Source organism: Aeromonas sp. D3 (assembly GCF_027705025.1).
Taxonomy (GTDB): Bacteria; Pseudomonadota; Gammaproteobacteria; order Enterobacterales; family Aeromonadaceae; genus Aeromonas; species Aeromonas salmonicida.
Genome location: NZ_JAPDBE010000072.1, coordinates 1 through 9,360 on the forward strand (window position 1 = coordinate 1; position 9,360 = coordinate 9,360).

General features: G+C 58.8%; 11 protein-coding genes. 7 read left to right on the forward strand and 4 right to left on the reverse strand.

The features are described 5' to 3' along the window. Nucleotides 1-190 precede the first annotated feature (190 nt). Nucleotides 191-1,597, reverse strand: a complete 1,407-nt coding sequence (locus OKC28_RS22475; RefSeq protein WP_270691134.1) for a peptidoglycan DD-metalloendopeptidase family protein — start codon at nt 1,595-1,597, stop codon at nt 191-193. A gap of 9 nt (nt 1,598-1,606) precedes the next feature. Further along, entirely contained in the window at nt 1,607-3,136 is a 1,530-nt protein-coding gene (gene gpmM, locus OKC28_RS22480) for a 2,3-bisphosphoglycerate-independent phosphoglycerate mutase (RefSeq protein ID WP_021141093.1), read from the reverse strand. Between the two features lie 325 nt (nt 3,137-3,461). Between gpmM and OKC28_RS22485 the strand changes: the two genes are divergently transcribed. The 3 genes from OKC28_RS22485 to gpsA are packed head-to-tail and all read left to right on the forward strand — an operon-like array spanning nt 3,462 to nt 5,418. After that, on the forward strand, nt 3,462-3,893 hold the full coding sequence (locus OKC28_RS22485; protein WP_005319811.1) for a rhodanese-like domain-containing protein: 432 nt from the start codon (nt 3,462-3,464) through the stop codon (nt 3,891-3,893). A 47-nt stretch (nt 3,894-3,940) separates the two neighbouring features. Further along, nucleotides 3,941-4,411, forward strand: a complete 471-nt coding sequence (secB, locus tag OKC28_RS22490; RefSeq protein ID WP_005319808.1) for a protein-export chaperone SecB — start codon at nt 3,941-3,943, stop codon at nt 4,409-4,411. Nucleotides 4,412-4,413: 2 nt separating this feature from the next. Next, a complete protein-coding gene (gene gpsA, locus OKC28_RS22495; protein WP_256686127.1) occupies nt 4,414-5,418 on the forward strand; it encodes an NAD(P)H-dependent glycerol-3-phosphate dehydrogenase in 1,005 nt (334 codons plus the stop codon). 105 nt (nt 5,419-5,523) lie between these two features. Here the strand turns inward: gpsA and nfuA are convergent, their stop codons facing one another. Both nfuA and OKC28_RS22505 read right to left on the reverse strand, forming a co-directional pair. Beyond that, complete coding sequence (nfuA, locus tag OKC28_RS22500; RefSeq protein ID WP_017411920.1) at nt 5,524-6,102, reverse strand: Fe-S biogenesis protein NfuA; 579 nt, start codon at nt 6,100-6,102, stop codon at nt 5,524-5,526. A gap of 149 nt (nt 6,103-6,251) precedes the next feature. After that, nucleotides 6,252-6,980, reverse strand: a complete 729-nt coding sequence (locus OKC28_RS22505) for a ComF family protein (RefSeq protein WP_256686124.1) — start codon at nt 6,978-6,980, stop codon at nt 6,252-6,254. Between the two features lie 38 nt (nt 6,981-7,018). Here OKC28_RS22505 and bioH point away from each other — a divergent pair, with 38 nt between their 5' ends. The 4 genes from bioH to OKC28_RS22525 all read left to right on the forward strand — a co-directional run bounded on the left by bioH (nt 7,019) and on the right by OKC28_RS22525 (nt 9,259). After that, nucleotides 7,019-7,783, forward strand: a complete 765-nt coding sequence (gene bioH / locus OKC28_RS22510; RefSeq protein WP_256686123.1) for a pimeloyl-ACP methyl ester esterase BioH — start codon at nt 7,019-7,021, stop codon at nt 7,781-7,783. Between the two features lie 71 nt (nt 7,784-7,854). Beyond that, entirely contained in the window at nt 7,855-8,088 is a 234-nt protein-coding gene (locus OKC28_RS22515; protein WP_125609087.1) for a flagellar biosynthesis protein FlgE, read from the forward strand. Nucleotide 8,089: 1 nt separating this feature from the next. Continuing rightward, nucleotides 8,090-8,890, forward strand: coding sequence for a putative metalloprotease CJM1_0395 family protein (locus tag OKC28_RS22520; RefSeq protein WP_256686119.1), 801 nt, complete (start codon nt 8,090-8,092; stop codon nt 8,888-8,890). A gap of 90 nt (nt 8,891-8,980) precedes the next feature. Continuing rightward, nucleotides 8,981-9,259, forward strand: a complete 279-nt coding sequence (locus OKC28_RS22525) for a hypothetical protein (RefSeq protein ID WP_005319791.1) — start codon at nt 8,981-8,983, stop codon at nt 9,257-9,259. Nucleotides 9,260-9,360: the final 101 nt, after the last annotated feature.

Below are 9,360 nucleotides of genomic sequence, written 5' to 3' on the forward strand. Positions count from 1 at the left end.
CGTTTCACACCTTGTCCCATCGGGCTCTCCGTTTATGTGGGGGAAAGGTGTAAACCATATTCAGGACGGGACACTGCGATCAAAAAAGCCTGCGTAATGCAGGCTTTTTGTCATTTTGGCTGACCAGTGATCAGTCGGCTCTTGGTCAATCCCCTTTGAAGGGGAGCAATACATTATCCGGCATATCTGATCAGCCCTTGGCCAACCATTTGGTCGGGTTGATGGCCTCACCCTGATAGCGGATCTCGAAGTAGAGGCCGGGTCTGTCCTGGCCGCCACTGTCACCGACCAGAGCCACTGGTTCGCCCTGTTCCACATTCTGGCCAACCTGGCGCAGCAGCGACTGATTGTGACCATAGAGGCTCATATAGCCAAGGCCATGGTCGATCACCAGCAACATGCCGAAACCGTCCAGCCAGTCGGCGTAGACTATCTGGCCCGGTGCGACCGCCTTGACCTGGGTACCTTCGCTGGCACCGATCAGAGTGCCCTTCCACTTGAGCTGGGCGGTGCGCGGCGAGCCATAGGAGATGAGGATGGGCCCCTGCACCGGCCAGCGCAGGCTGCCGTTGGTCTTGAGACCGCCGTAGCCGCCACTGCTTGCCTTGGCGCTGCTGCTGCGCGCAGCGGCTTGCTGATCAGCCACCCTGTCTTGTTGTTCGGCGACTCTCTGCTGCTCGGCGGCGAGTCGTTGCTGCTCGCCGACCTTCTGTTGTTGAGCCGCGATCCGCTGTTGTTCTGCAATCCGCTTCTGTTCGGCGGCCAGTCGTTGGGCCTCCAGACGGCGCTGGCGTTCCTGCTCGGCTTTCAGCTTGGCCAGCCGTTCCCGCTCGGCCCGCTCACGACGCTCCTGCTCTTCCCGCTGGCGGCGAAGCTCTTCCAGCCTGGCTTTCAGGGCTTTTTCCGCCTTGACCAGCTTGGTCAGCTTTAGCTCGTCGCTTTGCACCGATTGTTGCAACTGGTTGCGCACCTTGGCACGGCTCTGCTGGCTGGCCAACAGGCTCTGGTGATGCTGTTGCTGTTCGCTCAGCAAGGATTGCAGCTTGCTCTCGGTCTCTTTGGTGGCCTGCTGGTTTTTGGCCAGCTTGGTGCGGGTTGCGCGCAGGGCTTCGATGGCCTCGATGCGGGCCTTGTTGAGATAGTCGTAGTAGTCGAGAGAGCGGCTCAGTTTGGCCGGATCCTGCTGGTTGAGCAGTAGTTTGAGGTAATCGTGGTTGCCCGCCTGGAAGGCGCTTTCCGCCTGCTTGGCCAGCAACTGCTTCTGATGCTTTGCCTGTTGTTCCAGATCCAGCTTGTCCTGTTGCAGGCTTACCAGCTTTTGCTGGTTTTTTTTCAGCTGTTGCTTGGTCTGCTCGAGCTTGGCGGCGGCGGCCGAAATGGCCTGCTCGTCAGCCTTGAGCTGAGTATTGAGTTTGGTCAGCTCTTGCTTGCTGAGCTTGAGGGTCTTCTGCTGTTCCTTTATCTGGGACTGCATGGTGCCGAGCTGCTGGTTGGCAGCCAAGGCCTTGCCCGCGATAAACGACAGGCAAAAAAACAGCGCGCCGGCCAACAGGCCGACGCGACTGGTTTTGTTTGAAATAACTTCGCATCCCCGCATGGGGAAGGATTATTTCAGAATCATCAGGGGCTTGCCAGTCATTTCCGGCGGCACAGGAAGACCCATCAGGGTCAACATGGTCGGGGCCAGATCGGACAGTTTGCCACCTTCAAGCACCTCGGCCTTGCGACCGAAATAGATGAGGGGAACCGGCAGGTTGGTGTGGGCTGTGTGAGCCTGACCGGTCTCTTCGTCCAGCATCTTCTCGGCGTTGCCGTGGTCGGCGGTGATCAGGCATTCGCCGCCTACTTCGGCCAGGGCCTCGGTGACGCGACCGACGCAGTGGTCAACGGCTTCACAGGCTTTGACGGCCGCATCGAATACGCCGGTGTGGCCGACCATGTCGCCGTTCGGGTAGTTGCAGATGATGGTGTCGTACTTGCCGCTCTTGATGGCGGCGACCAGCTTGTCGGTCAGCTCTTCGGAGCTCATTTCCGGCTGCAGGTCATAAGTTGCCACTTTCGGGCTGGCAACGATCTCGCGGTCTTCACCGGTGAAGCAGGACTCTTCGCCACCGTTGAAGAAGAAGGTGACGTGGGCGTACTTCTCGGTTTCGGAGATGCGCAGCTGGGTTTTGCCCTGCTTGGCCAGCCACTCACCCAGGGTGTTCACCAGGGCCGTCGGCGGGTAGGCACAGGCAGTTTTGATGTCGGCCGCGTATTCGGTCAGCATCACGAAGTTCAGCGCAGGGGTGGCTGCACGGGCAAAGCCGGTGAAGTCACTGTCAACGAAGGCGCGGGTGATTTCACGGGCGCGGTCGGCACGGAAGTTCATGAAGATCAGGGCATCGCCATCCTGCATGGGGGCGGCAGCACCGATGCGGGTGGCCTTGACGAACTCGTCGTTTTCGTCGCGGGCATAGGCAGCGGCCAGGGCTTCGCTGGCGCTGTCGGCGGTGAACTCGCCCTTGCCCTGAGTCATCAGGTCATAAGCTTGCTGCACGCGATCCCAGCGGTTGTCACGATCCATGGCGAAGTAGCGGCCGATCATGGAGGCGAAACGACCCTTGCCCAGACGGGCAAACAGTGCATCGAACTGTTCGATGGAGGACTGGGCGGAGCGCGGCGGAACGTCGCGGCCATCCAGGAAGGCGTGGAAGTAGATCTGCTCGGCGCCACGCTTGGCGGCCATCTCGATCATGCCCATGATGTGCTCTTCGTGGCTGTGTACGCCACCCGGGGACATCAGACCCATGATGTGAACGGCTTTGCCCTTGGTCACGGCAGAATCGACAGCCTTGGCCAGTTCGACGTTCTGGAAGAAGTCGCCGTCCTTGATCTCTTTGGAGATGCGGGTCAGCTCCTGATAGACGATGCGACCGGCACCTATGTTGACGTGGCCCACTTCAGAGTTACCCATCTGACCATCCGGCAGACCCACATCCAGGCCGGAGCCGGAGATCAGTGTGCTGGTGTAGTCACGGGCGAGACGGTCGAGGTTGGGAGTCTTGGCGGCAGCGACGGCGTTGTGCTCTTGCTTGGTGCTGTAGCCCCAACCGTCCATGATGACCAGAACCAAAGGTTTCTTAGCTGTTGACATAAGGCTATGTCCTCTCGGATAGGAATGAATTGCGGGAAGTGAAACTAGCGTAATATTACTACATCTGCCGAAATAGTCACCTGATAGCCAAGCCCTTGCCAACACCCGCCGCGGACTGTTGCCAGCCTGTTTCCCCTTTGTCGCCGGCTTGTCCCCTCACTCGACGAATCCTCGCCCCAAGGGACTGGATGCCACTTTTTATTCCGATCCGTTATGGGGTTCCCGCCTGATGGGAGCCCGCTCCCGCTTTGCCGCCAAGATGGCTGATCTTGGTGGGGTCACCATGTATACTCGGGCCCTTGTCTTGGTCCCTGGATAGTAGAAGATGCAAGAGTATTTGGATTTTGCGGCCCGTAACCCGCTGCTGACCGCAGCCTGGTTCGGCCTGGCAGGCACTCTGGTTTACACCAGCGTGCGTGCTCGTTTTTCTCCGGTGAAGACGGTGAACAACCACACGGCTACCCTGCTGATCAACCGTGAAAATGCCACAGTGGTGGATATTCGCAGTCAGGAAGAGTTTGCCAAGGGTCATCTGGCCGGTGCCCAGCACCTGCTGCTCAGCCAGATCCAGAGCAATAATCTGGGGCCGGTTGAAAAGCATAAAGATGCCCCCATCATAGTGGTGTGCGAGTCGGGGATGACCGCTGGTGGCGCGGGTCGCCAACTGAGCAAGGCCGGTTTCAAGCAGGTGTATGTGCTCAGCGGTGGCATGGCCCAGTGGCGTGCAGATAATCTGCCGGTGACCAAAAAACGCTGATTTAAGGGCCTGCGCCCACTCATTATCTTAAAAAGGAATCAAACGAAATGGCTGACGAAATCAACAACCAGGAAGTGCAACCGGAATTCCACATCCAGCGTGTCTACACCAAGGATGTCTCTTTCGAAGCCCCGAATACCCCGCACATCTTCCAGAAAGAGTGGCAGCCGGACGTCAAGCTGGACATGGACACCAAGACCAACATCCTGGCTGATGGCGTGTACGAGGTTGTACTGACCCTGACCGTGACCTGCAAGCTGGAAACCGAGACCGCTTTCCTGTGTGAAGTGCAGCAAGCCGGCATCTTCACCATAGGCAACCTGCCGGAGCCGCAACTGGCTCATTGCCTGGCCGCCTTCTGCCCGAACATACTGTTCCCGTATGCCCGCGAAGCCGTGGCCAACATGGTGAGCAAGGGGTCCTTCCCGCAGCTGAACCTGGCACCGGTCAACTTCGATGCCCTGTTTGCCCAGCACATGGCGCAAGCACAGGCCCAGCAGGCGACTGCGGAAGCCTGATAATGGCTGACCAGATCGCTATCTCGGTCTTGGGGGCGGGGTCTTATGGCTCCGCCCTTGCCATTTCTCTGGCGCGCAACGGTCATCCGACCCTGCTGTGGGGTCACGACCCTGCCCATGTCGCCGAGCTGGAACACGACCGCTGCAACAAGGCCTTTTTGCCTGATGTCCCTTTTCCTGCGGATCTTCAGCTGACTGCGGATCTGCAACGGGTGGTACAAGCCGCTCCCGTCCTGCTGCTGGTGGTGCCGAGCCATGTGTTCGGCCAGGTGCTGAGCCAGGTCAAACCCTTCCTGCGCCCCGATACCCGTATCGCCTGGGCCACCAAGGGGCTTGAACCTGACAGCGGCCGTCTGCTGCAGGATGTGGCCCGTGATGTGCTGGGGGAGACTATTCCGCTGGCCGTGATCTCGGGCCCCACCTTTGCCAAGGAGCTGGCCGCCGGTCTGCCGACCGCCATCTCGGTGGCGTCGACTCACGACGACTTTGCCGATGAGCTTTCCCATCTGCTGCACTGCGGCCGTTCGTTCCGGGTTTATACCAATCCGGATTTCGTCGGCCTGCAACTGGGTGGTGCGGTCAAGAACGTCATCGCCATCGGTGCCGGTCTCTCTGATGGTCTGGGCTTTGGCGCGAACGCCAGAACTGCGCTCATCACCCGAGGCTTGGTGGAGATGCAGCGTCTCGGTGCTGCGCTGGGTGCGGATGCCAAAACCTTCATGGGGATGGCGGGGCTTGGGGATCTGGTGCTGACCTGTACCGACAACCAGTCGCGCAACCGTCGCTTCGGTCTGGCCCTCGGGGCCGGCAAGAGCGTGGATACCGCCATGGCCGAGATCGGTCAGGTGGTGGAAGGTTATCGCAACACCAAGGAGGTGCATCTGCTGGCGGCCCGTTGTGGCGTCGAGATGCCCATCTGCGAGCAGATCTTCCAGGTGCTCTACCAGGGCAAGAACCCGAAAGAAGCCGCGATTGCTCTGCTCAGTCGGGACAAGCGCGACGAATAAGCCTCATCCGTTTGCCGGATAGCAAAACCCTGCCAGATTGGCGGGGCCTTTTCATGTGCTGTCAGAGGGGATCAACTCTGATGGATGATCGCCACTGGCACGGGATCAATAGTAGGAGTGATCGCCGCGCTGGTGCTCGGTGGCATCTTTGACGCCGTTGAGCTCGCCAGGGAATTTTTCCAGCAGCTGCTTCTCGATCCCCTCTTTCAGGGTGTAATCGACCATGGAGCAACCGTTGCAACCGCCGCCAAACTGCAGGATGGCCAGCTTGTCTTCGGTCAACTCGACCAGAGTTACCTTGCCACCGTGACCGGCCAGCATGGGGTTGACCTCGGACATCAGCACATATTCAATGCGGTCGATCAGCGGTGCATCGTCGGCCACTTTGCGCATCTTGGCGTTGGGGGCTTTGAGGGTGAGCTGGGAGCCCATCTGATCGGTGACGAAATCGATGGTGGCATCGACCAGGTAAGGGGCGCTCAGAGGATCAACCAGGCAGTCGAATCCGCTGAAAGGCAGGTGTTGATCTTCCGGATCCACCGCGTCGGGCGGGCAATACGATACGCCACACTCGGCATTCTGGGTTCCCGGATTGACCACAAACACCCGGATATTGGTGCCATCAGGCTGTTTTTCCAGCAGTTTACGGAAATGGGCCTGGGCGGTGTCGGAAATGCTGATCATCACTATCCTCATAAACCTGAGTGTACGACTAGGGTATTCATGATAACTCGCTTGGCAGTGCTTGGGTAGCATGCAGATGGCGCTTAACATATGTCAAATATACCTATGGCAGCCTGATGTGACTGAGCCTGCGGTATACATACCTAGGGTCATTTGAGATGTTTGAGCGTACGGCAAATGGCCCACACTTCCACTTTTTCGATGCCGCTCTCGTGCAGCAAGCGGGTGAGCTGGCCCGCCGTGGCCCCCGTGGTTACCACATCGTCGAGCAGGGCCACATGCCGATAGTGATGGGGGCGAACGTGAAAGGCGCCCCGCAAATTCCGCCGCCGCTGACCGGCACTGAGCCGGGTCTGTTGCGGGGTTGCCTTGGTGCGACTCAGCAACTGCTTATCACAAGGAATACCGGTGATCTGGCTGAGGGTGGTGGCTATCTCCTCAGCCTGATTGAAGCCGCGCCACCACTGCCGCCACCAGTGCAGGGGAACAGGGATGATGACTTCTGGGGGCTCGTCTCTCTCCAGATGATCGGCCAGCAGGCGTGCGAGCAGTGGCGCCAGCAGGATCTGGCCGGCGTATTTCAGTTGGGGAATGAGCATGGGGTAGGGTGCCTGATAGTCGCCAATGACCTGCAACCGCTCCCAGGGTGGTGGCCTGCGCTGGCAGCGGCCGCAGATCAGCTCCTTATCTCCCATGTATTCCGGCAAGGGGGCCGCACACAATGTGCATCTGGGGTAGGACTGGTACAGGGCTTGTCGACACCAGCTACAAAGCAGTGGCTGGCTATCACAAGCTTGCTGGCAGAGCAGACAGCTGCCCTGCCAGTCGGCGTGGCTGCCAAGGATCGGACTTGCTTTGGCTAGCAGCCGCTTTAACATGCTGACCCCAAGAGAATGAACAGGGATCTTGAGTCTAGATGAGCGTATCGGTAGAACGGTTTGGTCAGGGACCCGATCTGGTGCTGTTGCACGGATGGGGCATGAATGGCGCAGTCTGGCATGGTATTGCCCAGCAGTTGGCGGCACATTATCGGCTGCATCTGGTGGACTTGCCCGGGTTTGGCAACAGTCCGCTGCGCGAGGGGAGTGATTATTCATTGCCCTGGCTGGCAGAGCAGATTGCCACAGTCTTGCCGCAGAAGTGCCATCTGCTCGGCTGGTCCCTCGGTGGTCTGGTAGCAAGCCAGCTGGCCTTGACCCAGCCTGAGCGACTTCATTCGCTTATCACTGTGGCCAGCTCTCCCTGTTTCATGGCCCGGGATGAGTGGCCTGGTATAGCCCCCAAGGTGCTGACCGGTTTCAATCAGATGTTGGCGGGAGACTTCAGGCAGACCATAGAACGCTTTCTGGCGATCCAGGCCATGGGCAGCGAGCATGCCAGGGATGATATCCGTCAGCTGCGCCACTGGCTGGCGGAACGCCCCGCCCCCCAGTTTGCCGCGCTGGAGGCCGGGCTCGGTTTGCTGGCAGATGTTGACCTGCGCGATGAGCTGGTACCACTGAGCTTGCCCTGGCTGCGCGTCTATGGCCGGCTGGATTCCCTGGTGCCTAAAGCCTCCATTGCGCTGCTGGATGAGCGCTACCCAGCCAGCCACAGCGTGGTGCTGGAAAAGGCCTCGCACGCACCCTTTATTTCCCATCCACAACAGTTCGTTGAAATCGTTCGACATTTTGTTGGTTGAAAAACAGACGATTTACTTCATTAATCCTCTGGCGTGACGGATAATTAATCCAACGTCAGAGGAGAGTTGTCATGCGCATAGATTCTGCATTGAACAGCGGAGTACAAGGGTTTCAGCGAGCGGAGCAGATTGCCGACAAGGCATCCAGCCAGATTGCCCGGCTCAACACGCCGAATGGCGATCAGGTGCAGTTGCCTGACGAGCTGGTCAACCTCAAGGTGGCCGAGGTGCAGGCTGGTGCCTCTGCCAAAGTGATCCAGACTGCCAGTGACATGATGGGTACCCTGATCGATATCCGGGTCTGACATGAACATCAATGTCAGTCTGCCGACCCTTATTCCTAATCAGCTGCAACCGCAGACGGAATCGGCACGTACTGACAATCGCCGTGCAGCACTCATCCCCCAGACTCGTCAGAGCGAGGCATTCAATGCCGAGCCTGAAGTCGGCTCGCAGAAAGACAAGTCCAAGGCCAGCCAGGCCAACGCCACCCAGACCTCTCAGCAGACGCGGGAAGGGCCACAGACCAGCAACCCGCAAACGCCCGTGGATAACCGCTTTGTTGAAGCCACGGGTGAGGATGGCCAGCGCAACAAGCAACAGCAGGATCCCAAGCAGCAGGAGCAGCAACAGAAGCAGGAGCTGCAGATCAAGGAGCTGGTGGACAGGGATCAGGAGGTTCGCACCCACGAGCAGGCTCATCAGGCTGCAGGCGGCCAGTATGCCAGTAGCCCTACTTATCAATTTTCGATGGGACCGGACGGCAAGCGTTATGCCACTGGTGGTGAGGTTTCCATCGACATCGGGACTATCCCTGGTGATCCTGAAGCCACCATTGCCAAGATGCAGCAGGTACGGGCTGCCGCTCTGGCGCCTGCCGAGCCTTCCGCACAGGATCTGAGTGTGGCCAGAAGTGCCGCAGTCAAGGAGGCCCAAGCCCGCAAGGCAATGATGACATCCAGCTCCCAGTCAGGCGCTACGCCTGCTGATGGTGCACGGACCGGCGTGCTGAACACCTATATGGAACAACGTAATCAGGTCATCGCCCAGCGATATCAACAGGCGGTCAGGCCAGCGGCGCAGCAGGGTCTCAGCCTAAGCGCCTAGGCACACTACTTTTCCCCGATTTTTCTATCCCGACCCGGGTTTTTGCAACTAATCTGAGGGGTAATCCCATTCATCCTCACAGGAGTCGCCATGCACTTTGATGAAGTCAAACCGGAAGATTTTGCCACCTTCTCCCGTGTTCCCCCTCCTCACCTTCAGATGGAACAGTTCTTGATGCAACTCGGTGGCGGCGGGACTGAAGGGACCCATTTCAAGAAGAAGGTCATGCTGGCGGCCGGCTGGAGCCACACTGGCGTCGTTTCATATGGCAAGTACCCGCAGGAAGCCTGCAAGGCATTCAACCGGCTGCGGGAGGTGCTGGTACAGCATCAGGATCCGGAAGGTATTCTGGCTACCCTCAGTCAGTAAGCCTGGCCTTGTAAAAAAGCCCCTCGCGGGGCTAATGCCGATCAGTTAAGGATCCATTGACCGATCCTGCTGATGTGTAAAAATCCGAAACCTGTTGATTT